Source organism: Streptomyces sp. NPDC093544 (assembly GCF_040683495.1).
Lineage (GTDB): Bacteria > Actinomycetota > Actinomycetes > Streptomycetales > Streptomycetaceae > Streptomyces.
The window spans coordinates 1-25,861 of sequence record NZ_JBFBEA010000001.1; the positions used below are offsets into that span (position 1 = coordinate 1).

A 25,861-nucleotide genomic window follows, 5' to 3' on the forward strand; every position below is an offset into this window, starting at 1 on the left:
GGCAGCGCGGCTCCAACGAGAACACCAACGGCCTGCTGCGGCAGTACTTCCCCAAGGGCACTGACCTGTCCCGCTACAGCCGCGAGGACCTGGACACCGCCGCAGCCGAACTCAACAGCCGCCCACGCAAAACGCTCGGCTGGGAAACCCCAGCCGAGCGTCTGTCTAAACTGCTCGCCACCACACGTCAGTGATCACGTGTTGCGACGACCCCTGGAATTCGCCTTCGGAGGGGCGGGCCTTCGTTCGTGTGTCTCTTCGCTGCTACGGCCGTTGTGTCACTGCCCGGCGTACTTGTCGCTCACCTGGTCGTACACGCCCTTGGCCACCGTGCCGAGGTGCGGACCCGCCAGCCAGCCCGAACTGACCGGGCCGATCGACGTGTTGGACACCAGCGCGGGCTTGCCGTCGGCCCCCGCGGCCACCCAGCCGCCGCCGGACGAACCGCCCGTCATGGTGCACCCGATGCGGTACATCGTCGGGTCGGTCTTCACGATCGACAACCGCCCCGGCTTGTCCGTGCACTGGAGCATGGACTCGCCGTCGAACGGCGCCGCCGCCGGATAACCGGTCGCCGTGATGCTCGCCACCTTCGGCACGGCCGGAGCGCTGAAGTTCACCGGCAGCGCCGAACCGACGGTCTCCTCAAGGGACTTGCCGCTACCGCCCTCTTCCGGCGTCACATGCAGCACGGCGAAGTCGTACGGGGCTCCCTGGCCGCCCGTGGCGCCGCCCTGCTCGATCCACTGGTCCGAGGTCTGCGCCCAGTCGCTCCACCAGACGCCGTACGGTGCGACCTCCTCCTTCGTGGCGGTCGCCAACTCGGCCGCCGTGGCGCGGTCGTTGTTGTACGAGGGAACGAAGGCGATGTTGCGGTACCAGCCGCCCGTCTTGCCCGAGTGCACGCAGTGGCCCGCGGTCCACACCATGTTGGACTTGCCCGGGTTGGCCGGGTCCTCGACCACCGTCGCCGAGCAGACCATCGTGCCCTCGGGAGAATCGAAGAACACCTTGCCCGCCTCGGCGGCGTTGTCGTGGTACGGCGCCTGTACGGTCTGCGCGGTCACGGGAACCGGGGTCGGGTCGGTGACACCCTGGTCACCGGAGAGGTCGCTCTCGTCAACGCCCTTGTTCTCATCCGGATCGTCCGCCTCCCGCATCCGGTCCGGGTCCCACAGGCCCTCGATGATCGGGTTGATGTAGTCCTCGGCCTCGCGCAGCCAGTCGTCCTTGTCCCAGTTCTTCCAGGCGCCGTCCTTCCACTTGTCGACATCGATTCCGTGCTCTTTGAGCCTGTCCCTGATGTCGTCCGGAATCGTGATCTTGTCGTCGCCGCTCTGGGCCGCGGACGAGGTGGCCTCGCCACCGGCTGTGTCGTCGCCCGAGCCGCAGGCGGTGGCGGTCAGCGCGAGTGTCGCGGTGAGACAGATGGCGGCCAGCACGGGGGAGGTGCTGCGGCGCGTGCCCCTCCCTCGACGACCGGCGAAGGGCGGGCGTATCGATCGCATGGTGTAACTCCCCCTGGAGATATGAGAACTGGGTGCTGCGGGTGCGGGTGCGGGTGCGTTTGCGGGCGCGTGTGCGCCGTGTTCTGCGGTGTGGTGCGAGTACGGGGCTGGTGCTGGTGCGGGTGCCTGGCAGTGGCCTGTACGGACTACCGGCTTCGGCGTCGTTCGGCGTCACCGAACGACATCACAGACTATGCGGTTGCTGTGGGGGACATCCGACGGAACGGCAACGGTTCCGTCACGGCAAGGATCTTCGGCTCACCCGCTTCCCCGCGCGGGCAGCGTCGTTGGTACGTACGGGGGGCCTGCCGCATGCGTTCAGAACCCCCTGCCAACTCGTCTCTGGACAGCGGGAGGAGCTGAAGTCGTGGCCGTGACCGAGTCTTCGGTGGTGCCGGTGGGGCGTGAGCCCGAGGAGCCGCGTGAAGGTGTGTCTCGCGCTTCCGGCGAGGCGCCAGAAATTGTGTCCGGCGCCGCCGAGGGGGCGCGCGCGGCGCACGAGGGGATTCTGCGGCGCCAGTCGGCGCGAGAGTCGGCGGCGCGCACCTACGCACGTGCTCTGCCGATCGTCCCCGTGCGGGCGCGCGGCCTGACGATCGAGGGCGCCGACGGGCGCCGCTACCTGGACTGCCTGTCCGGCGCGGGGGCCTTGGCCCTGGGACACAACCATCCGGTGGTGCTGGAGGCGATCAGAAAGGTCCTCGACTCAGGAGCCCCGCTGCATGTCCTGGACCTCGCCACACCCGTCAAGGACGCCTTCACCACTGAGCTGTTCCGCACGCTGCCGCCCGAGTTCGCCGCCCGCGCGCGGGTGCAGTTCTGCGGACCCGCCGGGACGGACGCCGTCGAGGCCGCGTTCAAGTTGGTGCGCGCGGCGACCGGGCGCACCGGGATGCTCGCGTTCACCGGCGCCTACCACGGGATGACCGCGGGGGCGCTCGAAGCATCCGGGGGTGCGACCGATGTACGCGTCGCGCGCCTGCCCTATCCGCAGGACTACCGCTGCCCGTTCGGCATCGGCGGCGATCGCGGCGCCGAACTGGCGGCGCGCTGGACCGAGTCCGTGCTCGACGACCCCAAGTCGGGCGTGCCGCACCCCGCCGGGATGATCCTCGAAACGGTCCAGGGCGAGGGCGGGGTGATTCCCGCGCCCGACGCATGGGTGCGCAGGATGCGTGAGATCACCGCGTCACGGTCCATCCCGCTGATCGTGGACGAGGTTCAGACCGGCGTCGGCAGGACAGGGGCCTTCTGGGCGGTCGAGCACAGCGGGATCACGCCGGACGTCATGGTTCTGTCCAAGGCCATCGGTGGAAGCCTGCCGTTGGCCGTCGTCGTCTACCGGGACGACCTCGACGTCTGGCAACCCGGCGCCCACGCGGGCACATTCCGCGGCAACCAACTCGCCATGGCCGCGGGCACGGCGACCCTCGCGTACGTCCGTGAAAACCACCTAGCCGAACGCGCCGGGACTCTGGGCGCTCGCATGCTCGCCCAACTCCGTGGACTGGCCGACGAGTTCTCCTGCATCGGAGACGTTCGCGGTCGGGGACTGATGATCGGCGTCGAGCTGGTGGACCCCGAAGCGGCCCCGAACCCCGCTGCCGGCGGTTCCCGACCCGCCGCCCCCGAACTCGCCGCCGCCGTCCAACGGGAGTGCCTCCGCCGAGGCTTGATCGTGGAACTGGGCGGCCGCCACGCCGGCGTGGTCCGACTCCTCCCTCCGCTGACCATCAGCGATGAACAGGCGAGCGCCGTACTCGACCGGCTCGCGGACGCGGTGAGTGCGGTGGCGCGAGGGCATTTGGGGCGTGGTGGGGGCGGGGCACGTGGGGAGCCGGACGAGGACGGGAGCCCTGGTGGGTGTTCTGCCGGGACTCGGCTTCGAGATCGCGGCGAACCGCTCGAGCCCGCCGACCCAGGTCGGCGTTCCGGGTGTGCCGAACACACCGGGTAGGGCGTCAGCGGCCGGGCGCTCGGGCTGCTCGGTTGTTGCGACGCCCGGGCGCCGGTTATCCGGGTTGCTCGGGTTGCTCGGGTTGTCCGGCTCGTTGGGGAGGCGAGTGGGCGACGCGGTGGCGGGGACACCGAGGGACCTCACAGGGCTCGCGGCGTCGGAGCGCGAGGGCGTGCGGGCCCGGAGTGCGCCGCACGGCGCTGCGGTCTGGCGCACGGCGTTACGGCGCTTGGGTCGGTCGTACGGCGCCCGGGTCTGGCGCCCGGCGTACGGCGCTTGGGTCTCTCGTATGGCGTGGGGCACCGGCCCCGCAGCACCTCACCCCTGCGGGACGCACCCATCCGCTCTCACTCGTCCCGGCTCTCAGTGGTCCAGCTTCTGCCCCATCCCGGCTCCCGCCCGTGGTGGCTCTCCACTTGGAGCACCACCGGTCACCCCTCGCCCGGTGGAAGCCAGCCACTCGTACCGACCCCGCACCAGCCGGCCCGGACCGGACCTCCAATCCCACTGGCACCTCTCCCCCACCCGGATCAACCAGGAACGCCAAAGGCCCAACGCACGCCCGTACCGCCCCGGTTCGTCGCCGCACGAGCTCGAACGACCCCACAAGGAACTCTCTTGAACGCCACCCCCGCACCCGACGGTCGTCCCCACATCCACGAGCGAGCGGCCCCGGGCACGCAGACCCCGCTCGTCCCCGCGGCCGAATCGGTCCCCCGCCAGAAGCAAGGGGCCAGGGAGTCCGAGCGGCTGCGCGGCGTCACCGCCGACCTGTTGGAGCACCCCGACGCACAGACCGCGGCCCAGGCTGCGGCTGTCGAAAACTTGCTGCGCTGCTGGGTACGGGAGAACAACCTGCCCGCCCCCGAGGACGGCACCCTCCGTATCCCGCTCCCCGCCAGCGCCACAACCCTGCTCACCCCCGTCCACTACTGGTCGCCCACCGGTTGGCACCGCCTCGGCCCCCCTTACCTCGCCGATGCTCCCGATGAGGCACCGCCCGCCGACGCGGTCACAGTCGCGGCGCTGCTCGCACGGCAAGCGGTCACGGACGCGACGACAGCCGGCCCCGACCTAGCGCAGGCCAGCCCCGGCCCCGACCCTGCGCCAGCCACCCCCGGCACCGACCCCACGTCGGCCACCCCCGGCAGAACAACCCGCGGCGACAAAGCACCCCGCCCCCAACCGCAGGGTTCACACAGCCCCGCCGGCGATGGAGCCGACCTTGTCGGCCGCGTCGCCGATTCCGTTCGGCGTACCGCCGTGTTCATCAGCGACCGCAGGGAACACCCCGCCGACGAGCCCGACCTCTTCCTCACCGCCGAGCAGGCGCTCCTACTCGGTCACCCGCTGCACCCCACACCGAAGAGCCGCGAAGGACTCTCCGAGGCGCAAGTCCGGCTGTACTCGCCGGAGCTGCGCGGCTCCTTCCCGCTGCACTGGATGGCTGTGGCCCCCTCGGTGCTGGCGGCCGACTCGGCGTGGACGGAACGCGGCCGCCCCGTCACCGCGGAGCAGCTCACGGCACGGCTGGCCGGCGCAGGGCTGTCCCTGCCCGACGGGTACGCCGCCCTGCCCATGCATCCCTGGCAGATGGGCGAGGTCCGCCACCGTCCCGAAACCGCGGCCCTGCTGGACGCGGGGCTGCTCCAGGACCTCGGCCCTCATGGCTCCGCATGGCACCCCACCTCCTCGGTCCGCACCCTCTACCGCTCCGGTGCCCCCGCGATGCTGAAGCTGTCGCTGGGCCTGCGCATCACCAACTCCCGTCGTGAGAACCTCCGCAAGGAACTCCACCGTGGCGTGGAGGTCCACCGCCTCTTGCGCAGCGGCCTGTTCAAGCAGTTGCAGGCCGTCCACCCGGGCTTCGACATCGTCCGTGACCCCGCCTGGCTGGCCGTCGACGGCCTGGACGGCACCCCCTTGCCCGGACTCGACGTGATGATCCGCCACAACCCGTTCAGCCCGACGGACGACATCGGCTGCATCGCGGGACTGGTCTCGCCCCGGCCCCATGCCCAACCCGGTACACGGGACCAGGCTGAGGGCAGGCCCCCGGCGTGGTCCCGGCTCGCCGAGATCGTCACCCGTCTCGCCGGCCGCACCGGCCGCCCCCGCGGCGCTGTCGCCACCGAGTGGTTCCTGCGCTATCTGGAGCAGGTCGTACGCCCCGTGCTCTGGCTGGACGGCGAGGCGGGGATCGCTCTGGAAGCGCACCAGCAGAACACGCTGCTCCTGCTGGACCCCGAGGGGTGGCCCACGGGCGGCCGTTACCGCGACAACCAGGGCTACTACTTCCGCGAATCGCGGCGCGCGGAACTCGACGCCCGGCTGCCCGGCATCGGCGAGCACAGCGACACATTCGTCTCCGACGAGGTCACCGACGAACGCTTCGCCTACTACCTCGCGATCAACAACGTGCTCGGCCTGGTCGGCGCGTTCGGCTCCCAGCACCTGGCAGACGAAGAGCTGTTGCTCGCAGCGTTCCGTCGCTTCCTCGCCGACGTGGCCACCGGCCCGGCCCGGCTGCGTACGTCCCTGCCTGCCCATCTGCTCGACTCACGCGTCCTGCAATGCAAGGCCAACTTGCTCACCCGGCTGCACGGCCTCGACGAACTCGTCGGTCCCGTCGACACCCAGTCCGTCTACGTCACCATCACCAACCCCCTTCATTCCTGAGGAACATGACCCACCCGTCTCCTGAGAGGAGCGTCGCCGTGCCTCCTGCCGATGCGAGCGCCGACGCCGGTACCGCCCCCGTCACCGAACTCGGCGCCGAAACGCAGCCCGGTTCGAACCCCGGCGCCAGTACGGACTGCGAGGACACCCTGGACCTGCGTCTGCCTGACGAGCTCATCGCACTCTTCGCCGAGGACGCCAGAGCACATGGCGACACCAGGGGAGAGCGGAAAAGCACGACGGAGAAAGTCGGCGTCACCCCGGCCGGTGACGACCTGCTCGACCCCGGCGGTGACGATCTATTCGACCGCGTCTGTGACGACCTGCTCGACCGCGTCGGTGGCTGGGGGCCGACCGATACTCCCGCGGGCGCCTTCCACCTCGTCCCCGTACGCGTCGAGCGTGATCTCCCGCTCGTCACCCGCTGGATGAACGACCCTGCCGTCGCCGCGTTCTGGGAGCTGGCGGGGGCCCAGTCCGTGGCCGAAGAGCACCTACGTCGTCAGCTGGAAGGGGATGGACGAAGTGTTCCCTGCCTCGGCGTGCTGGACGGCACCCCCATGAGCTACTGGGAGATCTACCGCGCGGACCTAGACCTCCTGGCGCGCCATTACCCCGCCCGACCTCACGACACCGGAATCCACCTCCTCATCGGTGGTGTCGCCAACCGTGGGCGAGGTCTCGGCTCCACCCTGCTGCGAGCTGTCGCCGACCTCGTACTGGACAAGCGCCCCTCGTGCGCTCGCGTTGTCGCGGAACCCGACCTTCGCAACACCCCCTCCGTCTCCGCCTTCCTGAGCGCCGGCTTCCGGTTCTCGGCCGAGGTCGACCTGCCCGACAAGCGGGCAGCCCTCATGGTCCGAGACCGGGCCCTGCGCGATCTGTTGTAGCGCCGTCACATGTAGTACACCGCTCGACCCGATCCGGTTCCCTGTCGAGGAGTCCCCGTGCCGAATTCATCCGCCACCCCGGCATCCGGCGAGCCGCCAGCTCTGTACGACCCCCCTGAGCTGGGCAAAGAACGGTGGGAGCAGGCCGGCCGCCGCCTGCTCGCCAAGATGATCGGCGAGTTCTCGTACGAGGCGATCATCCAGCCGGAGCCGGAGCCGGAGCCGGAGCCGGACCTCGAACCGGATCCGGACCCCGAGCCGGATCCCGAATCCGAGCCCGAGCCCGAGCCCGAGCCGGCACCCGAGCCCCAGCCGGACAGCGTGTACACCTTCACCCCCTACACCCTCCGCCTCGACGCCGGCGGCAGCCTCTCCTTCCGCGCCCGCCGTACCGCGTACGACAGTTGGCGCCTCGACCCCGCCTCACTCACCCTCACGGAGGGAGGGGAAGAGCCGCGGCCCTTCACCGACCCGATCGGTTTCCTCACGCGGGCGCGCGGCACACTGGGGCTCGACGGGGCGACACTCGGCCACGTCATTCGTGAGCTGGGCACCACGCTCGCCGCGGACGCGCGCCTCGACCACAACGCCCTGACGGCGGCCGAACTGGTCCACCTGGGATACGCGGAACTGGAGGGCCACCAGACCGGCCACCCCTGGATCGTGCTCAACAAGGGCCGCCTCGGTTTCTCCGCGAGGGACGCGGCGGTCTGGGCGCCGGAGGCTCGCCGAGCGACGGCCCTTCCCTGGATCGCGGTGCGGACCACGCTCGCGAGCTACCGGGGTGTCCCGGGCCTGGACACCGCCGAGCAGCTCTACGCGCGCGAGCTCGCACCCGCCACCAGGGAATCCTTCGAAGGGGTACTCCGCGCGCGTGGGCTCGCGCCGGACTCGTACCTCTACCTGCCCGTGCACCCCTGGCAGTGGGACGGCATCGTGCTGCCGCTCTTCGCTTCGGCCGTCGCCGTGGGCGCGATCGTGCCCTTGCACTCGGACGGTGATCTGCGCCTGCCCCAGCAGTCGATTCGTACGTTCCTCAACGTCTCGCGCCCCGACAGACACACCGTGAAGCTTCCGCTGTCCGTGCTCAACACTCTGGTATGGCGCGGGCTTCCGACGGAACGGACACTCGCGGCTCCCGCCGTCACCTCCTGGATACACGCCCTGCGCGACGCCGATCCGTTCCTGCGTGACACCTGCCGGGTGATCCTGCTCGGCGAGGTCGCCTCGGTGACCGTCGGCCATCCTGTGTACGACGCCCTCCCTGAAGTGCCCTATCAGTACAAGGAGTTACTCGGAGCGATCTGGCGTGAGCCGATCTCCCGCCACCTGGCTCCCGGGGAACGCGCACGCACGCTGGCAGCGCTTCTGTACACCGACCCGGAGGGCCGTTCCTTCACGGCCCAGCTAGTCGCCCGTTCGGGCCTTGCCCCCAAAGTCTGGTTGCGGCGGCTGTTCGCCGCCCTGTTGCCGCCACTGCTGCATTTTCTCTATCGCTACGGCACTGTGTTCAGCCCACATGGTGAGAACGCGATCGTTGTCTTCGACGACCATGACGTACCCGTCCGACTAGCGGTGAAGGACTTCGTGGATGACGTCAACGTGAGCGCGGATCCGCTGCCCGAGCATGCGTCCATGCCGGACGAGGTAAGACATGTGCTGCTCACCGCGCCACCCGCCTTCCTGACCCAGTTCATCCATTCCGGGCTCTTTGTGGGGGTGTTCCGCTATCTCGCGCCGCTCTGCGAGGAACAACTCGGCGTCACGGAGGAGGAGTTCTGGTCCCTCGTTCGAGCGGAGATCATCCGCCACCAGACGCGCTTCCCCGAACTCAAGGAGCGTTTCGAGATGTTCGACCTGCTCACTCCACGTATCGAGCGCCTGTGTCTCAACCGCAACCGGCTGCATCTCGACGGATATCGCGACCGCTCCGAGCGACCGTACGCCGCCGTGCACGGCACCGTCCCGAACCCCCTCCACCAGTCATGATCACGCCTCAGGGACTCGTCTTGATCGCGACCGTCGTCCCCACCTTGATCGCCCGGTTGTCAGTGCCGCCCCTTAGGGTGGCAGAGCTATGACACAGCCCTCACTCCCCGAACTCCTGCATGCCGCCGTCACTGCCGTCGGCGGCACGGAGCGCCCTGGCCAGGTGACCATGGCCGAAGCCGTCGCAGGCGCCATCGATGACAGCTCCCACCTGCTGGTCCAGGCAGGCACCGGCACCGGAAAGTCGCTCGGCTACCTGGTACCCGCGCTCGCGCACGGGGAGCGGGTGGTCGTGGCGACCGCCACCCTGGCGCTCCAGCGGCAGCTTGTGGAGCGGGACCTTCCACGGACCGTGGACGCGCTGCATCCGCTGCTGCGCCGCCGCCCCGAGTTCGCGATGCTCAAGGGCCGGTCGAACTATCTGTGTCTGCATCGCCTGCGCGAGGGCATGCCGCAGGAAGAGGAGGGGGGCCTCTTCGACCAGTTCGAGGCCGCCGCTCCCACCAGCAAACTCGGCCAGGACCTCGTGCGGCTACGGGACTGGTCGGACGAGACGGAGACCGGGGACCGGGACAACCTGACGCCGGGCGTATCCGACCGTGCCTGGGCCCAGGTGTCCGTGTCGTCCCGGGAGTGCCTGGGCGCCAGCAAGTGTGCCTACGGAGCGGAGTGCTTCGCCGAGGCGGCCCGCGAGCGCGCCAAACTGGCCGAGGTCATCGTCACCAACCACGCGCTGCTCGCGATCGACGCCATCGAGGGCGCGCCGGTTCTCCCGATGCACGAGGTGCTGATCGTCGACGAGGCCCACGAGCTGGTCTCCAGAGTCACCGGCGTCGCGACCGGCGAGCTCACGCCCGGCCAGGTCAACCGTGCCGTGCGCCGTGCGGCGAAGCTGGTCAACGAGAAGGTGGCCGACCAGCTCCAGACCGCCGCCGAGGGCTTCGAGCGGCTCATGGAGCTGGCCCTGCCCGGGCGCCTGGAGGAGATCCCGGAGGATCTCGGGTACGCCCTGATGGCACTGCGGGACGCCGCCCGTACGGTGATCTCGGCGCTCGGCTCCACGCGCGACAAGTCCGTCAAGGACGAGGACGCGGTACGCAAGCAGGCCCTCGCCTCGCTGGAGACCGTGCACGATGTGGCGGAGCGCATCACCAACGGCTCAGAGTGGGACGTCGTCTGGTACGAGCGCCACGACCGCTTCGGCGCGTCACTGCGCGTGGCTCCCATGAACGTCTCCGGGCTCCTCAGGGAGAAGCTCTTCACGGACCGTTCCGTCGTCCTGACCTCCGCGACGCTGAAGCTCGGCGGTGACTTCAACGGAGTGGGAGCGTCGCTGGGGCTGGCCCCGGAGGGCATGGAGGGCGACGATCTCCCGCAGTGGAAGGGCGTGGACGTCGGTTCGCCCTTCGACTACCCCCGACAGGGCATTCTCTACGTTGCCAAGCATCTGTCCCGCCCCGCGCGTGACGGCGATCGCGGGGACATGCTGAACGAACTCACCGAGCTGATCCAGGCCGCCGGCGGTCGCACGCTCGGGCTGTTCTCCTCGATGCGGGCGGCCCAACTCGCCGCCGAGGAACTGCGCTCGCGCGTCCCCGAGTACCCCATCCTGCTCCAGGGCGAGGAGACGCTCGGCGAGCTGATCAAGAACTTCGCGGCCGATCCGAAGACCTGCCTCTTCGGCACCCTCTCCCTCTGGCAGGGCGTGGACGTTCCCGGTCCGAGCTGCCAGCTTGTCGTCATGGACAAGATCCCTTTCCCCCGCCCTGACGACCCCCTGATGAGCGCCCGACAAAAGGCCGTCGAGGACAAGGGAGGCAACGGTTTCATGGCCGTCGCCGCCACCCACGCGGCCCTGCTGATGGCCCAGGGCGCCGGCCGCCTCGTACGAGCGTCGGGGGACCGTGGCGTCGTCGCGGTCCTCGACCAGCGCCTGGCCACGGCGCGCTACGGCAGCTATCTGAAGGCGTCACTGCCCGACTTCTGGTTCACAACGGATCAGAATCAGGTACGGAGGTCGTTGGCGGCGATCGACGAGGCCGCGCGGAAGTCGGAGGAGGCGTAGCACCTGCGTCGGGGGCGGGGCGTGGCGGTGGTGGCCCGAGTCGCTGCCCCGAGCCGAAGCCGGGATTGACCGGGCGCGCGGCTGCGCCCAGGCAACGTGCCTGGTCTGCTCTGCGAACACAGACGCTGTATGTCGAGTAACCCGGCGAGCCTTGGCCCGGCCGGCAGCCGTGACACTCCGGAGCGGGGTTCGAACCACACCAGCTTGGTGACGCCGCTGAGCACCGGACGCCGTACCCCACGGTGCTGCCCAGGAAGCACTCAACGGGTCCGAGCCCTGGCCGGGATGGGCACAGCCCAAGCGGCCCCGGCCAGGGCGCCCGACGAGGGCAGACACTCCAGGACCTCGGCCAGGACGGGCACAGCCCAAGGCCCCACCGAAGGCAGGCAATCCCGGGCTCTCGGCCAGGTCGAGCACAGCCCAAGACGCCCGCCGAAGGCAGATACTCGATACTCGGGGGCCCTCGGTAGGACGGGCACAGCCCAAGACACTCGACAAGGGCAGGCCTGCATGGCCCCGGCCAGGCCAGGCACCCCCAAGGCCCCCGGACAGAAAACGCACAGGGCCCCGGAACCGGCGCCGTTGGTTCCGGGGCCCGGTCAGGGGCGGGGCGGAGTATCCCGCCTGTCACAGGGCGTTAGATCCGCCGCAGTACTGCCACGACCTTGCCGAGGATGGTCGCCTCGTCGCCCGGAATCGGCTGGTACGCGGAGTTGTGCGGCAGGAGCCACACATGCCCGTCCTCGCGCTTGAAGCGCTTCACCGTGGCCTCGCCTTCGAGCATGGCGGCCACGATGTCGCCGTTCTCCGCGACCGGCTGGCGGCGGACCGTGACCCAGTCTCCGTCGCAGATGGCGGCCTCGATCATCGAGTCACCGACGACCTTGAGGACGAACAGCTCGCCGTCTCCAACCAGCTGACGGGGGAGGGGGAACACGTCCTCCACCGATTCCTCGGCCAGGATCGGGCCACCGGCGGCGATACGGCCCACGAGTGGGACGTACGACGCTGCCGGCTTGCCCGCGGTGTCCGTGGGCTGCGCCGAGGACTGGTCGGAGCCCCGGACCTCGTAGGCGCGAGGGCGGTGCGGGTCGCGGCGCAGGAAGCCCTTGCGTTCCAGTGCCATCAGTTGATGCGCGACCGAGGAGGTGCTGGACAGGCCGACGGCCTGTCCGATCTCGCGCATCGACGGTGGGTAGCCGCGCCGTTGCACGGAGTCCCTGATGACCTCGATCACTCGGCGTTGCCGGTCGGTGAGGCCCGAGCTGTCCGCCCGGATGCCTGGAGGTCGGCCCGGCAGAGAACGCTTGGGCCCCTCATGATTCGCAGCTTCGTTCATCGCTTGCACCGGCTCGAGTCGGCCCTGGGAGCGGTCCTGGGCAGTGATGGTGGCACTGTCTGCGGTGGTGGTCACGTCGGCCCCTCTCGATGGTCTCCCTGCTGGACAACGGTAGTTGCTTTCGAAAGGTTGCGCCAAACACACGTTCGAGTGAAAAAGTGTGGAGTACCTGTCCTGATCATGCGTCTGGGTGTATGGCTAACGCTGCGTCTGGCGGACAAGAGGGCGTATTGCTGTACCCTCCACCGCCGGGGCGACAACCGAGCAGGTCGATCTGGGCCGCCGCCCAGTCTGCCACTCGGTATCCCGTCGACCGGGAACCGCCCCCCTTTTCTGCGGTGACCACGCTATCTCCGCGTGTCTGGAATCGGTATGGCCGTGCGGCACATGCCAATACGTGTGCGACACGCGCGTCATCGGTGAATTTACGGGCCAAGCCCCACATGTAGTGGTTGGATTGCGGCAGCAGCCCAGAAGTTGTGGTCCCCCGGGTCTCAGACCCCTCGGCCATCGCCTATGCTGGGCACTGCTTCGAGGGGCCCAAGGGGTCTCCCGAGCTCTATGAGTCGTGCTGTGAAGGAGGGTTGGAGCCATGCACTGTCCCTTCTGCAGGCACCCTGACAGCCGCGTCGTCGACAGTCGTACGACCGATGACGGCACGTCGATCCGCAGGCGCCGCCAGTGCCCCGACTGCTCCCGTCGTTTCACGACCGTGGAGACGTGCTCGCTGATGATGGTCAAGCGCTCCGGCGTGACCGAACCCTTCAGCCGTACCAAGGTCATCAATGGCGTCCGCAAGGCGTGCCAAGGGCGGCCTGTCACCGAAGACGCACTCGCCCAGCTCGGCCAGCGGGTCGAGGAAGCGGTGCGGGCCACCGGAAGCGCCGAACTGACCACCCATGACGTGGGACTGGCCATACTCGGCCCCTTGCAGGAACTCGACCTCGTCGCCTATCTGCGATTCGCGTCCGTCTACCGGGCGTTCGACTCGCTCGAGGACTTCGAGGCCGCCATCGTGGAACTCAGGGAAGAGACCAGTCAGCGTCCCGCTGTGGACGAGGCGGACGACGAAGACGCCTCCGCGGAGCGCCCGGAAAGCGACCGCGGGTCCGGAGAGACCGTCCAGGTCCCCGTGCCCGCCAGCGCCGCCGACTGACGGGAAGGCCGACTCCGGTCGGCTCGCCGACGGCGACCACAGACCTGTTGCGGGCGGCCGCGTTTGCGGCGCGCGCAGCATTCAGACACACACCGTGCCACGGGAACAACGAGGCACTTCTGGGCGTTTTAGCCCGATACAGGGAGGCGGCATGACAGAGACGGCGAGCGGTCCGGCACGAGGTTCCCGCACCAAGGGAACCAAGGCCACCAAGGGACTGCGCATCGAGCGCATCCACACCACTCCCGGCGTGCATCCGTACGACGAGGTGGAATGGGCACGCCGTGACGTCGTCCTGACCAACTGGCGCGACGGATCGGTCAATTTCGATCAGCGTGGCGTCGAGTTCCCCGACTCGTGGTCGGTGAACGCGGTCAACATCGTCACCAGCAAGTACTTCCGCGGTGCTGTCGGCACTCCGCAGCGCGAGGTGAGCCTCAAGCAGCTCATCGACCGCATTGTGAAGACGTACCGGAAGGCCGGTGAGGACTACAAGTACTTCACCTCGCCCGCCGACGCCGAGATCTTCGAGCACGAGCTGGCGTACGCCCTCCTGCACCAGATCTTCAGCTTCAACTCCCCGGTGTGGTTCAACGTCGGCACGCCGCAGCCCCAGCAGGTCTCCGCCTGCTTCATCCTGTCCGTCGACGACTCCATGGAGTCGATCCTCGACTGGTACAAGGAAGAGGGCATGATCTTCAAGGGCGGTTCCGGCGCCGGCCTGAACCTCTCCCGCATCCGCTCCTCCAAGGAGCTGCTCTCCTCGGGCGGCAACGCCTCGGGTCCCGTCTCCTTCATGCGCGGTGCCGACGCCTCCGCAGGAACGATCAAGTCGGGTGGCGCCACGCGCCGCGCGGCCAAGATGGTCATCCTCGACGTCGACCACCCCGACATCGAAGGTTTCATCGAGACCAAGGTGAAGGAAGAGGAGAAGATCCGCGCCCTGCGTGACGCGGGCTTCGACATGGACCTGGGCGGCGACGACATCACGTCCGTCCAGTACCAGAACGCCAACAACTCGGTCCGTGTGAACGACACGTTCATGAAGGCGGTCGAGGCGGGCGGCAAGTTCGGCCTGACGTCCCGCATGACCGGCGAGGTCATCGAGGAGGTCGACGCCAAGTCGCTCTTCCGCAAGATGGCCGAGGCTGCGTGGGCGTGTGCGGACCCCGGTATCCAGTACGACGACACCATCAACGCCTGGCACACGTGCCCGGAGTCCGGCCGGATCAACGGCTCGAACCCGTGCAGCGAGTACATGCACCTGGACAACACGTCCTGCAACCTCGCCTCGCTGAACCTGATGAAGTTCCTGAAGGACGACAGCAAGGGACACCAGTCCTTCGACGTCGAGCGCTTCTCGAAGGTCGTCGAGCTGGTCATCACCGCGATGGACATCTCCATCTGCTTCGCGGACTTCCCGACCCAGAAGATCGGCGAGAACACCCGCGCCTTCCGTCAACTGGGCATCGGTTACGCCAACCTGGGCGCCCTCCTGATGGCGACCGGTCACGCGTACGACTCAGACGGCGGCCGTTCCCTCGCCGGCTCCATCACCTCGCTGATGACGAGCACGTCGTACAAGCGTTCCGCCGAACTCGCCGCGGTCGTCGGCCCGTACGACGGTTACGCCCGCAACGCCCAGCCGCACCAGCGCGTCATGAAGCAGCACTCCGACGCCAACGCCGTGGCCCCCCGCGTGGACGACCTGGACAGTCCGATCTGGGCCGCCGCCACGGAGGCCTGGCAGGACGTCCTCCACCTCGGTGAGAAGAACGGCTTCCGCAACGCGCAGGCCTCGGTCATCGCCCCGACCGGCACCATCGGTCTCGCGATGTCCTGTGACACCACCGGTCTTGAGCCCGACCTCGCGCTGGTCAAGTTCAAGAAGCTGGTCGGCGGCGGCTCGATGCAGATCGTCAACGGCACCGTTCCGCAGGCCCTGCGCCGCCTGGGCTACCAGGAGGAGCAGATCGAGGCGATCGTCGCCCACATCGCCGAGAACGGCAATGTGATCGACGCCCCGAGCCTCAAGCACGAGCACTACGAGGTGTTCGACTGCGCCATGGGCGAGCGCTCCATCTCCGCGATGGGCCACGTCCGCATGATGGCCGCGATCCAGCCGTGGATCTCCGGCGCGCTCTCCAAGACGGTCAACCTGCCGGAGACGGCGACCGTCGAGGACGTCGAAGAGGTCTACTTCGAGGCCTGGAAGATGGGCGTCAAGGCGCTCGCGATCTACCGGGACAACTGCAAGGTCGGCCAGCCCCTCTCCGCCAAGACCAAGGACAAGGCGAAGGTCGAGGTCACCGCCAAGGCCGAGGAGACCATCCGTACCGCGGTCGAGAAGGTCGTCGAGTACCGCCCGGTCCGCAAGCGTCTCCCCAAGGGCCGTCCCGGCATCACCACCTCCTTCACGGTGGGCGGCGCCGAGGGCTACATGACCGCCAACTCCTACCCGGACGACGGTCTCGGCGAGGTCTTCCTGAAGATGTCGAAGCAGGGGTCCACCCTCGCCGGCATGATGGACGCCTTCTCCATCGCCGTCTCGGTGGGCCTGCAGTACGGCGTGCCCCTGGAGACGTACGTCTCCAAGTTCACGAACATGCGCTTCGAGCCGGCCGGTATGACGGACGACCCGGACGTGCGGATGGCGCAGTCGATCGTCGACTACATCTTCCGCCGCCTGGCGCTGGACTTCCTGCCCTTCGAGACGCGCTCCGCGCTCGGTATCCACTCCATCGACGAGCGGCAGCGTCACCTGGAGACCGGGTCGTACGAGCCGTCCGACGACGACGTGGATGTCGAGGGCCTTGCCCAGTCCGCGCCCCGCGCGCAGGAACTGAAGGCCGTCGCCGCCCCCAAGGCGGAGGTCGCGGTCGAGGCGGTCAAGCCCGCCCCGCAGGAGATCCACACCAGTGCCGAACTGGTGGAGATGCAACTCGGTATCCAGGCGGACGCCCCCCTGTGCTTCTCCTGCGGCACGAAGATGCAGCGGGCCGGCTCCTGCTACATCTGCGAGGGCTGCGGCTCGACCAGCGGTTGCAGCTGATCTCAAACGCTGAATGACGCGAAGGGCGGTACGGCTTGTGGCCGTGCCGCCCTTCGCGTGCTTCAGACCTTCAGTGCTCAGGATTCCTCAGGGCTGCCCATGACTCTGGCGAAGGTCGCCGGGTCCGTGTCGTATCCGCGGATGCCGGGGTGGAAAGTCCACTCTTCGGAGTCGTCGCGCACGAACTCCCCGACGGTCGCCGCCGTGGACCCCAGGACATCGCCGAATTGGTCCTCGGCCAGGACGGTGTAGCCCTCGCGCATGCGCAGGGCGGGGTTCGCCACGCCGACGAACGTCTTGTGGCCGCCGCGCTGTTGGATGAGCACGCCGACCACCACGCGGGCGAAGCGCCTGTCCAGGCGGTTCAGTTCCAGCGTCATGACCTCGTCCCAGCCGAAGCCCTTGCCGTCCTTGCTGTCCCGGTTCAAATAGATGGTGCCGTCCGGGGAGCGGCTGTCGAAGTGCACTACATAGGTGGGTTTTCCGAACGGGTCGGTCGCCGGATACGTCGCCGCGATGATGTCGAGATCGGTCGAGGGCTCACCAACGGGACTCGGATCCCACTTCACCGAGAGCTCGACCTTGCGGATGCCTTTGTTGAGACCGTTCAACAGATCTCTCCTCCCCGTTCCCCATCTGCTTCCCGACTCAACTGCTGTGAAATCAGGGTTGGTTGCCCATCGTGCCACGCGCGCCGGGGCGCTCGCGCGGATGTCCTGCGCCGGAGCGTGACCGGCGCCACGTTCCGTGGCCTTACGATGGCGCGGTGCTGGTCAAGTGGATTCGCTGCACCGTGGTCGACCGCCGCGGTTTCGAGCGGGGGCAGCGAAAGTGGGCGGGGCTTCTGGGCGAGCCAGGTTTCCGGGGACAGGGCGGGGGATGGAGCCGGGAGCGGTCCGGCGTCGCGCACATTTTCACCTTCTGGGAGAGCCGTGCCTTCTACGACTCCTTCATGGCCCGCTCCCACGACAGGCTCGCCGCGACGCAGTCGGGCACTTTCAAGGATTCCCAGGTCAAGTTGTTCGATCACCGTTTCGATGTGAAGACGGGCTTCGAGCCGCGCTTCACGGACACGGACGTGGTGCGGGTGGCCCACTGCCGTATCCACCAGGAACGGGCCGAGCATTTCGCGCTGATGCAGGAGAAGGTCTGGAACCCCGCGATGGCGGGCTCGCCCGGCATGGTGCGCGGCCTGTTCGGCGAGGCGCCAGGACATGAGTTCCTGATCCTCTCCATGTGGCAGTCGGCCGCCGAGCACGGAAAGTACCGCTCCGAGCGTGTGGAACGGCTCGCGTTGCGCGCGCAGACCGAGGCCGACGTGGCCGCCCTCGCGGGCGACATCGTGGAGCTGGAGCCCGGCTGGACGGTCTGACGAGCCACCTGCCGCGCGCCCCGATGTGTGCCGGTCTTGTGTGACCTACGCCGTATGGAGCCCGTACGAGTGCTCGATCGGGGGTCATCCCATTTAGGGTCTTGGCATGGTTCGACCACGGCGCATCGTTCTTGTCCGGCACGGCGAGTCAACGGGCAACGCCGATGACACCGTGTATGAACGCGAGCCCGACCATGCCCTGGGGCTCACCGAGCGGGGCTGGCGGCAGGCGGAGGAGACCGGGAAACGGCTGCGGGAGGTGTTCGGGCGCGAGAGCGTAAGCGTTTACGTCTCCCCGTACCGCCGTACCCACGAGACGTTCCGCGCCTTTCACCTCGATCCGGAGCTCGTACGGGTGCGCGAGGAGTCGCGGCTGCGCGAGCAGGACTGGGGCAACTGGCAGGACCGCGACGACGTACGCCTTCAGAAGGCGTACCGGGACGCGTACGGGCACTTCTTCTACCGCTTCGCGCAGGGTGAGTCCGGCGCCGATGTGTACGACCGGGTCGGCGGCTTCCTGGAGAGCCTGTACCGCAGCTTCGAGGCGCCCGACCACCCGCCGAACGTGCTTCTGGTGACACACGGCCTCGCCATGCGGCTGTTCTGCATGCGCTGGTTCCACTGGACGGTCGCGGACTTCGAATCGCTGTCGAATCCGGGGAACGGGGAGACGCGGATGCTCGTCCTCGGCGAGGACGGCAGGTACACGATTGACCGGCCTTTCGAACGTTGGCGCGATCCGGAACCGTACGGAATCACCGGATAGAGTGGCAGGGCGATGACCGCTGACTACTCTTCCTCAGGACGCCTGGACCGCGCCATGGCCAGCCTACGCGGACTCGCGGTGGGGGACGCGCTGGGCTCACAGTTCTTCGTGCCCGCGAACTACCCGCTGCTGAAGCGCCGCGAGCTGCCGCCCCGGCCCTGGCAATGGACCGACGACACCGAAATGGCCTGCTCCGTAGTGGCCGTTCTGGCTACCCATGACCGCATCGACCAGGACGAGCTGGCCCGGTCCTTCGCCGAGCACCATGACTTCGACCGGGGCTACGGGCCCGCGGTCAACCGGCTGCTGAGACTGGTCAGGGAGGGTGGCGACTGGCGCGAGCTGTCGGCCGCCCTCTTCAACGGACAGGGTTCGTGGGGCAACGGCGCCGCGATGCGAATCGCCCCTCTGGGGGCCTGGTACGCGGACGATCCGGAGCAGGCCATGCACCAGGCCGAGATCTCCGCGTACCCCACACACCAGCACCGGGAGGGAGTGGTGGGCGCCATGGCCGTTGCAGCGGCCGCGGCGCTGGCCGCCGATCCGGCCGGCCCGCCGAGCGCCGAAGCCCTGCTCGACGGCGTCATCGCGCTCGTCCCGCGCAGCGCCGTCGGCGTCGGGCTGCGACGTGCCCGGGACATGCTCGACTACGCCGACAGTGCCACCGTCGCCGCCGTCCTCGGCTGCGGTCGGCGTACTACGGCCCACGACACGGTTCCCTTCGCTCTCTGGTCAGCGGCCAGGACCCTCGGTGACTACGAAGAAGCCTTCTGGGCGACCGCCCAGGTGGGCGGCGACGTGGACACGACCTGCGCCATCGTGGGCGGCGTCGTCGCCTCCGGGAAAGCGGGTGCGCCGCCGGAGCCGTGGCTGGAGCGGACGGAAGGGTTTCCGGACTGGATGCCTGAGGCGGCGTACGGCCGGCGGACCACGCGCGGGGCGTAGGGTCCAGCACGCTGATGGGCGTGCCGCGGGGAGCGAGCCTTGCTGGCTTTGGGCCTCTACGGCCCACTGCGCGAGCCTCTGGAAGGCGATCTCGCCTCCGGTGAGCTCCGGGACTGTGCCGGTCCCGTCAGGGGCGCGTTGCGCCACACCGACGGCCGCAGCCCCAACCGCCGCCTCTGTCACAGGCTTGCTACAGCGCCACTGCCACGGCCTGGAGCGGGGGACCCGTGGATACCCTTTCCGCCACGCCGCCTGTTGATCATGCCGGGTGCGCGCCGACAAGACTCCGGTCACCAGCCTTCCGCCGAAACGGCGTGTCGCGGGCTGCGTCAGGGCCGGCAGGGAGGGGGTTCCGTGTCCGACATACCGTCCAGGTCAGAGGCGAGAGAGCAGGAGACCGCACGGCCGGGAGATGCCGAGCCCGATACGCCGGAGAGTGTCGAGGCGGGCGGAAATCGTGATCCTGAAGACGCCGTTCCGGAATCCATGTCCAAGTCCGCCGCCAGGTCCGTCGCCCGGTCCTCCGCCAAGGAGGATGCGGCCGAGGAAGACGAGGACGCCGACTGGGGCCAACCGTTGCCTGTCCCCTGGCTGGCCGAGCTCCAGGTGGAGGCGCCCGCCCCGGTGCGTACGGCCACACTGTGGGCGGCGCTGGCCACCGGACTGCTCAGCATGCTGCTCCTGGGTGAAGGCCTGGCGCTCAACCTCGTACTGGTCGCGATCCCGGCCGCGCTCGCCGCGTACTTCGCCGCCGAGGCCGCGGGACGACGCCCGCGCGCGTGGGCGCTCGTCTGGGGCCTCGGCGGAATCGGGCTGCTTTTCGTGCCCGCTCTGCGCGACGCGGGCTGGCCCTCGTTCCTGGCCATAGTCAGCGCGGTGGCGTTGGGCTCGCTGGCACTGCACGGCGGCCGCACCTGGCCCGCCGTCCTGTTGGGCCCCATCGGCGTGCTCAACTCCCTGGTCACCGGCCCCACCTGGGGCTGGCGCGGGCTGCGCGAACGGTCCGGTGGTACCCGCGGCAACGTGGGCGCGGTGCTGCGCGCGCTCGCTGTGACCGCTGTCCTGCTGCTGGTCTTCGGGGCGCTGTTCGCGGGTGCTGACGCGGCCTTCGCGGATCTGCTCGGTGATCTGGTGCCGGACACCTCCGTCTCCGGCGGACCCTGGCACGTCCTGCTTCTGGCGCTCGGCCTGGTCGGCGCGCTCGCGGTGGCCCACACGGCCGCCGCGCCCGTCCAGTGGGACCGGGTCGAGGTGCCCGCGGGCCGACCCCGCGGCCGAGTCGAGTGGGCGCTGCCGCTGATCGTGCTCACCGGGCTCTTCGCGGCCTTCAACGCCGTCCAACTCGCCGTGCTCTTCGGCGGATACGACGCCGTACTGGAGAAGACCGGCCAGACGTACGCCGAATACGCGCGCCAGGGCTTCTGGCAGTTGCTCCTCGTCACGCTCCTGACCCTGCTCGTCATCGTCTTCGCCCTGCGCTGGGCGCCGCGCGACGGCGGGCGTGACCGGAAGCTGGTGCGCGGTGTGCTGGGAACTCTTTGCGTGCTGGCGCTCGTTGTCGTGGCATCGGCGGTGCGGCGTATGGACATGTATGTGGAGGCTTATGGACTGACGCGGCTGAGAGTTTCCGTGGTCGCCGTGGAGCTCTGGCTCGGCCTGGTCATCGTTCTCATCATGGCGGCCGGGGTGTGGGGTGCTCGCTGGTTGCCGCGTGTGGTCGCGGCGAGTGCGGCCGCGGGTGTGCTCGCTTTCGGGCTGGCGTCGCCCGATGGCCTGATCGCCGAGCGCAACGTCCAACGGTACGAGGACACCAGCAAGGACGGCACCGGCAAGTTCGACCTCAGCTACGCACAAGGCTTGTCCGCCGACGCCGTACCCGCCCTTGACAAGCTGGAGGAGCCCCTGCGGTCGTGTGCGCTGCGGTCCATCGCTGCCGCCCTGGAGGGCGGCGACGCACCCTGGTATGCGACCAGTTGGGGCGAGGCGCGTGCCCGGGACATCCTCCGCGACCGGCCGGTGTCGAAGGACGCGGACTGGAGTACGTGCTACGAGATGAGCGACGACCTGATGTACCGGTGAACTCCTGTACCCGTGAGCTCATGTACCGGTGAATTCATGTGCCGGTACGGCTGACTGCGGATGGCCGGGCCGGTGTGCCCGCCGTCGGTCCCCGGGCTCCGGCCAGGCCTCCGCAGCCTGCGTCAGCCTCCGGCGGGTCCTGACGTGGCTGCCGTGCCGGCGAGGGCGTCCAGGTCGCTCTTGCGGACCCGGATCACCAACGCCGCGGTGGCCAGTGCGAGTAGTGCCATCGCGACGGCCGGGATGAAGGCGGTGGAGATACCGTTGGCGAGCACTTCGTGTCCCCATGGGGCGGGCAGTTGCTGTGTCTTGGCGAACTCGGCCTTCTGCTCGGCCGAGGCGTGCGCCATGAAGTCCGGGATCTGTTTCTCCGCCTCGTCTCGGCTGGCGGAGCCGAAGACCGTGGTCAGGATGGAGAGTCCGAGCGAGCCGCCCACCTGTTGCGTGGTGTTGAGCAGCCCCGAGGCCGCGCCCGCCTCGTGGACGGCGACACCGGAGACCGCGGTGAGGGTCAGCGTCACGAAGTTCAGTCCCATACCGAAGGCGAACAGCAGCATCGGGCCGAGCACCCCACCGACGTACGAACTGTCGGGGGTGATGAAGGTCTGCCAGCCGAGCCCGAGCGCGACGAGAGCCGAACCGACGAGCATGAACGGCTTGGGGCCGAGAACCGGCAGGAACCGCTGGGACAGGCCCGCGCCGATCGCGATCGCGACTGTCACCGGAAGGAAGGCCAGGCCTGCCTCGATCGGCGTGTAGGACAGCACGTTCTGTACGAACAGGACGATGAAGAAGAACATGCCGAACATGGCCGCCGCCAGGCTGAGCATGATCACGTACGTGCCCGAGCGGTTGCGGTCGGCGAACATCTTCAGCGGGGTGATCGGTTCCTTGGCCCGCATCTCGATGAACACGAAGGCCGCCAGCAGCACCACCGCGGCGCCGAAGGACCCGATGGTGAGGCTGTCGCGCCAGCCCTCCTCGGCGGCGCGGATGAACCCGTACACCAGGGCGGCCATTCCGGCTGTCGAAGTGAGCGCGCCGGAGATGTCGAAGCGCCCCGGATGGCGTTCGGACTCGCTGATGTACAGCGGTGTGAGCACGGCGATCAACACACCGATGGGTACGTTGACGAAGAGCACCCAGCGCCAGTCGAGCCACTCGGTGAGCATGCCGCCCGCGAGGAGTCCGATGGCGCCGCCGCCCGCCGAGACGGCCGCGAAGACGGCGAAGGCCCGGTTCCGTTCCGGGCCCTCGGGGAACGTGGTGGTGATGAGGGCCAGCGAGGTGGGCGACGCGATTGCGCCACCCACGCCCTGGAGGGCCCGAGCTGCCAGCAACTGCCAGGGTTCCTGGGCGAATCCGCCCAGCAGTGAGGCGAACGTGAAGAGCAGGATGCCGGTCATGAAGACCTGGCGCCGACCGAGGATGTCACCCGCACGCCCGCCCAGAAGCAGCAGGCCACCGAAGGTGAGGGTGTACGCGCTGACCACCCATGTGAGATCGGTCGTACTGAATTTGAGCGCGTCTTGAATGTGCGGGAGGGCGATGTTCACAATCGTCGCGTCGAGTACCACCATGAGTTGGCAGGCCGCGATGACGGTGAGTGCGATGCCGGGATGCCCCTCCCGGCGGGCCGCTCCTGGCTTTGGGCCGTCCTGTTTCAACTGAGAGGTTGTCACTATGGGTCCCCCACAAGTGCGTTAGTGAACGCTCGCGTTCACTGTTGCGTCAACGGTAGTGAGTCCCCGACAGTGAACGCAAGCGTTCACTGAAGTCTCTGCCGATTGGCGTCACGCGACCACTCTCCTTTCCCCGGATGTCCCCCTCCCTCAGGCTCAACGGAGACACTCAGATGACTACTTCGCGTTGGACGGCCGCACTCGCTCAGCCGGCCTCCCCGCGTCGACGCGGTGCCGTACTCGAACGAGCGATCCTCGAGGCCGCGCTGGAACAGCTCAGTACGGTCGGCTGGAACGGCCTCACGATGGAGGGCGTGGCCGCGCGTGCTCAGACAGGCAAGGCCGCCGTCTACCGGCGCTGGCCCTCGAAGGAGGATCTCGTCGCGGACGCGCTCAAGGCCGGACTGCCGAGCCTGACGGACGCGCCCGACCTCGGGGGCGTACGGGAGGACCTGCTGGAGCTGTGCCGACGTGTGCGGGAGGCGATGTTCTCGCAGCCCGGCTTCGCACTCCAATCCGTGCTTTACGAATGCGATTCCTCTCAGGCCGAGCGCTTCCACGCCGTGATCCTCGGCGGGGTCATCGAGCCGACCGCGCATGTCCTACGAGAGGTCATCCACCGGGGAATCGAGCGCGGAGAGGTGCGGCCTGACGCTGCGAACTCGTATGTCTTCGATGCCATCCCGGCGATGATGATGTACCGCTCCAAGGTGTGCGCGAGCGAATGGAGTAGCCAGGATCTGGAGGAGATGATCGACCAGCTGATGGTCCCGCTGCTGCGGCGGAAGGCCGTCTGACGGGCATCGTTCGAGGTGGCTTGTAGGCCTTGCTCAAGACGCCCGGGTGACCTTGCGCAAGGGAATTGCAAGGAAGACCCGCAAGGTGTCTGGCCGGCCTGGCCGGGCGGGCCGTGGTCGCTCAGGGAACCCGGGTGCCGCGAGGCACTCCGGGCGGCGTAGTCTGAGGACGCCATGCCGTACGAACCTCCCACCCACACCGTCGAGCGCTCCCTCCGCGCCACGACCGGGGCGAAGATCATTGCCGGTGTCGACGAGGTGGGCCGCGGCGCTTGGGCCGGCCCGGTCACCGTCTGCGCCGCCGTCACCGGTCTGCGCCGTCCCCCCGACGGGCTCACCGACTCCAAACTCCTGACCGTCAAACGCCGTACGGCGCTCGCTGTCGAGTTGGAGAAGTGGGTGACGTCGTACGGCCTCGGTCATGCCTCTCCGGAGGAGATCGACCAGCTGGGGATGACGGCCGCCCAGCGGCTCGCCGCCGTACGCGCACTGGAAGCGCTGCCGGTGCGTCCGGACGCGGTCATCCTCGACGGGAAGCACGACTACGTGGGCTCGCCCTGGCGGGTCCGTACGGTGATCAAGGGCGACCAGTCCTGCGTGTCCGTCGCGGCTGCCTCGGTGATCGCCAAGGTTCAGCGCGACAAAATGATGGCCGAACTGGGTATCGACCATGCAGACTTCGGTTTTGCGGCCAACGCCGGCTATCCGTCGCCGGTGCACAAGGCCGCGCTGGAGGATCGGGGCCCCACCCCGTACCACCGGCTGTCGTGGGCGTATCTTGATGCGCTGCCCCAGTGGCGGCACCTCAAGAAGGTTCGCAGCTGGGCGGACGGAAGCGTTCCGGAGATCGAGGGCCAGCTCGGCTTCGATTTCTGACGATTCCGCTCGCACTCATGTGCCACCCGCCGACGCGAGTCGCACCGGCGTTTGATAGATATCACCTCATGCCTCTCATTCCCGAGGAGCCTCAGATTCACGAGAGTGCCCAGGGTCCCCGCGCTACTCCGGCCAATGGCCGCACAGCGCCGACCCCCCGTCCCGTACCCGGCCCCCGTCCCGCGGCTCCGCCGCGTCCCGGCCGTCCGGGTCCTGTCCGGCCGATGCCGGCCCAACGCACCCCGCGCGAGCCGGTCGTGGCCGCGCCGGGGCCGTCCGCCCCGGCGGCTGCTCCCGCAGCCGCCGCCACTCCGCAGATCCAGCTCGTCCCGGCCTCGGTCGAGGGCGCGCTGGACGCCGCCGAAGAAGCCGTCGACCTGTTGTTGGATTCGGGCCGCGCCCCCGGTGAGGTACTGGTGATCACCACCGGCGAACCGCACCCGTGGGCCGCGCACGAACTCTCCTTCGGCGAGACCGCGTACTGGGCGCAGCACGACGCGGGCGACGACGTCTTCTATGCCGACGCCTCAGTCGCGGGCCGGGCCGCGTCCCGTCCCGTGGTCGTGGTCGCCGTCAACGGCGGTTCCGACGCTGTAGCCGCCACCGCGCTGCCGCTGGCCCTTGGCCGGGCCGGTGCCCTGATGATCGTCTGCGGTGACCCACAGACGATCAACTCGGTGCTGGGCGCGGGAGTCTGAGCGCGCTCCGG

At 68.8% G+C, this 25,861-nt stretch carries 18 protein-coding genes and 1 pseudogene; 15 read left to right on the forward strand and 4 right to left on the reverse strand.

Features of this window, described 5'->3' with window-relative positions:
• Positions 1-194, forward strand: a pseudogene (locus AB0N66_RS00005) (IS30 family transposase); the annotation flags it as partial.
• A gap of 84 nt (positions 195-278) precedes the next feature.
• Here the strand turns inward: AB0N66_RS00005 and AB0N66_RS00010 are convergent.
• Positions 279-1,508 (reverse strand): hypothetical protein, encoded by a 1,230-nt coding sequence (locus AB0N66_RS00010; protein ID WP_365426054.1) that lies wholly within the window; start codon positions 1,506-1,508, stop codon positions 279-281.
• Positions 1,509-1,968: 460 nt separating this feature from the next.
• Here AB0N66_RS00010 and AB0N66_RS00015 point away from each other — a divergent pair, with 460 nt between their 5' ends.
• From AB0N66_RS00015 to AB0N66_RS00035, 5 genes are all read left to right on the forward strand, one after another.
• A complete protein-coding gene (locus tag AB0N66_RS00015) occupies positions 1,969-3,465 on the forward strand; it encodes a diaminobutyrate--2-oxoglutarate transaminase family protein (RefSeq protein ID WP_365427243.1) in 1,497 nt (498 codons plus the stop codon).
• Positions 3,466-4,083: 618 nt separating this feature from the next.
• Positions 4,084-6,144 (forward strand): IucA/IucC family protein, encoded by a 2,061-nt coding sequence (locus AB0N66_RS00020; RefSeq protein ID WP_365426057.1) that lies wholly within the window; start codon positions 4,084-4,086, stop codon positions 6,142-6,144.
• A 38-nt stretch (positions 6,145-6,182) separates the two neighbouring features.
• Positions 6,183-7,034, forward strand: coding sequence for a GNAT family N-acetyltransferase (locus tag AB0N66_RS00025; protein ID WP_365426060.1), 852 nt, complete (start codon positions 6,183-6,185; stop codon positions 7,032-7,034).
• A gap of 57 nt (positions 7,035-7,091) precedes the next feature.
• Positions 7,092-9,023, forward strand: coding sequence for an IucA/IucC family siderophore biosynthesis protein (locus AB0N66_RS00030; RefSeq protein WP_365426063.1), 1,932 nt, complete (start codon positions 7,092-7,094; stop codon positions 9,021-9,023).
• Between the two features lie 88 nt (positions 9,024-9,111).
• Positions 9,112-11,088 carry an ATP-dependent DNA helicase gene (locus tag AB0N66_RS00035; protein ID WP_365426066.1) on the forward strand — a complete coding sequence of 659 codons (1,977 nt, stop codon included), beginning with the start codon at positions 9,112-9,114 and terminating at the stop codon, positions 11,086-11,088.
• Between the two features lie 637 nt (positions 11,089-11,725).
• Here AB0N66_RS00035 and lexA read toward each other — a convergent pair.
• The gene (gene lexA, locus AB0N66_RS00040; RefSeq protein WP_365426069.1) at positions 11,726-12,502 is read right to left on the reverse strand and encodes a transcriptional repressor LexA; all 777 of its coding nucleotides are present in this window, start codon (positions 12,500-12,502) and stop codon (positions 11,726-11,728) included.
• Positions 12,503-13,019: 517 nt separating this feature from the next.
• Between lexA and nrdR the strand changes: the two genes are divergently transcribed.
• Both nrdR and AB0N66_RS00050 read left to right on the forward strand, forming a co-directional pair.
• Positions 13,020-13,583, forward strand: coding sequence for a transcriptional regulator NrdR (nrdR, locus tag AB0N66_RS00045; RefSeq protein WP_365426072.1), 564 nt, complete (start codon positions 13,020-13,022; stop codon positions 13,581-13,583).
• A gap of 151 nt (positions 13,584-13,734) precedes the next feature.
• The gene (locus AB0N66_RS00050; protein WP_365426075.1) at positions 13,735-16,635 is read left to right on the forward strand and encodes a vitamin B12-dependent ribonucleotide reductase; all 2,901 of its coding nucleotides are present in this window, start codon (positions 13,735-13,737) and stop codon (positions 16,633-16,635) included.
• 77 nt (positions 16,636-16,712) lie between these two features.
• Here AB0N66_RS00050 and AB0N66_RS00055 read toward each other — a convergent pair whose 3' ends face one another.
• Entirely contained in the window at positions 16,713-17,246 is a 534-nt protein-coding gene (locus AB0N66_RS00055; RefSeq protein WP_365426078.1) for a TerD family protein, read from the reverse strand.
• Between the two features lie 155 nt (positions 17,247-17,401).
• On the opposite strand from AB0N66_RS00055, the gene AB0N66_RS00060 reads away from it, so the two are divergent.
• The 4 genes from AB0N66_RS00060 (at position 17,402) to AB0N66_RS00075 (ending at position 21,797) form a co-directional block, all read left to right on the forward strand.
• Entirely contained in the window at positions 17,402-18,007 is a 606-nt protein-coding gene (locus tag AB0N66_RS00060) for a YdbC family protein (protein ID WP_365426081.1), read from the forward strand.
• Positions 18,008-18,113: 106 nt separating this feature from the next.
• Complete coding sequence (locus AB0N66_RS00065; protein WP_365426084.1) at positions 18,114-18,773, forward strand: histidine phosphatase family protein; 660 nt, start codon at positions 18,114-18,116, stop codon at positions 18,771-18,773.
• A gap of 12 nt (positions 18,774-18,785) precedes the next feature.
• Complete coding sequence (locus tag AB0N66_RS00070; RefSeq protein ID WP_365426087.1) at positions 18,786-19,718, forward strand: ADP-ribosylglycohydrolase family protein; 933 nt, start codon at positions 18,786-18,788, stop codon at positions 19,716-19,718.
• Positions 19,719-20,204: 486 nt separating this feature from the next.
• Positions 20,205-21,797: a DUF4173 domain-containing protein gene (locus AB0N66_RS00075; RefSeq protein WP_365427246.1), complete on the forward strand. Its 1,593-nt coding sequence runs from the start codon at positions 20,205-20,207 to the stop codon at positions 21,795-21,797.
• A gap of 122 nt (positions 21,798-21,919) precedes the next feature.
• On the opposite strand, the gene AB0N66_RS00080 is transcribed toward AB0N66_RS00075, so the two are convergent.
• Positions 21,920-23,479: an MFS transporter gene (locus AB0N66_RS00080; RefSeq protein ID WP_365426089.1), complete on the reverse strand. Its 1,560-nt coding sequence runs from the start codon at positions 23,477-23,479 to the stop codon at positions 21,920-21,922.
• A gap of 173 nt (positions 23,480-23,652) precedes the next feature.
• Here AB0N66_RS00080 and AB0N66_RS00085 point away from each other — a divergent pair, with 173 nt between their 5' ends.
• From AB0N66_RS00085 to AB0N66_RS00095, 3 genes are all read left to right on the forward strand, one after another.
• Positions 23,653-24,276, forward strand: a complete 624-nt coding sequence (locus AB0N66_RS00085; RefSeq protein ID WP_365426092.1) for a TetR/AcrR family transcriptional regulator — start codon at positions 23,653-23,655, stop codon at positions 24,274-24,276.
• A gap of 174 nt (positions 24,277-24,450) precedes the next feature.
• Positions 24,451-25,152 (forward strand): ribonuclease HII, encoded by a 702-nt coding sequence (locus tag AB0N66_RS00090; RefSeq protein ID WP_365426095.1) that lies wholly within the window; start codon positions 24,451-24,453, stop codon positions 25,150-25,152.
• Between the two features lie 68 nt (positions 25,153-25,220).
• The gene (locus AB0N66_RS00095; protein ID WP_365426098.1) at positions 25,221-25,850 is read left to right on the forward strand and encodes a hypothetical protein; all 630 of its coding nucleotides are present in this window, start codon (positions 25,221-25,223) and stop codon (positions 25,848-25,850) included.
• Positions 25,851-25,861: the final 11 nt, after the last annotated feature.

What these genes read in the sequence shown, in the direction of transcription:
- AB0N66_RS00010 (WP_365426054.1), bottom strand. Translation starts at nt 1,508, where the DNA reads ATGCGATCGATACGCCCGCCCTTCGCCGGTCGTCGAGGGAGGGGCACG.
- AB0N66_RS00035 (WP_365426066.1), top strand. Translation starts at nt 9,112, where the DNA reads ATGACACAGCCCTCACTCCCCGAACTCCTGCATGCCGCCGTCACTGCC.
- nrdR (WP_365426072.1), top strand. Translation starts at nt 13,020, where the DNA reads ATGCACTGTCCCTTCTGCAGGCACCCTGACAGCCGCGTCGTCGACAGT.
- AB0N66_RS00050 (WP_365426075.1), top strand. Translation starts at nt 13,735, where the DNA reads ATGACAGAGACGGCGAGCGGTCCGGCACGAGGTTCCCGCACCAAGGGA.
- AB0N66_RS00065 (WP_365426084.1), top strand. Translation starts at nt 18,114, where the DNA reads ATGGTTCGACCACGGCGCATCGTTCTTGTCCGGCACGGCGAGTCAACG.
- AB0N66_RS00070 (WP_365426087.1), top strand. Translation starts at nt 18,786, where the DNA reads ATGACCGCTGACTACTCTTCCTCAGGACGCCTGGACCGCGCCATGGCC.
- AB0N66_RS00075 (WP_365427246.1), top strand. Translation starts at nt 20,205, where the DNA reads ATGTCCAAGTCCGCCGCCAGGTCCGTCGCCCGGTCCTCCGCCAAGGAG.
- AB0N66_RS00085 (WP_365426092.1), top strand. Translation starts at nt 23,653, where the DNA reads ATGACTACTTCGCGTTGGACGGCCGCACTCGCTCAGCCGGCCTCCCCG.
- AB0N66_RS00090 (WP_365426095.1), top strand. Translation starts at nt 24,451, where the DNA reads ATGCCGTACGAACCTCCCACCCACACCGTCGAGCGCTCCCTCCGCGCC.
- AB0N66_RS00095 (WP_365426098.1), top strand. Translation starts at nt 25,221, where the DNA reads ATGCCTCTCATTCCCGAGGAGCCTCAGATTCACGAGAGTGCCCAGGGT.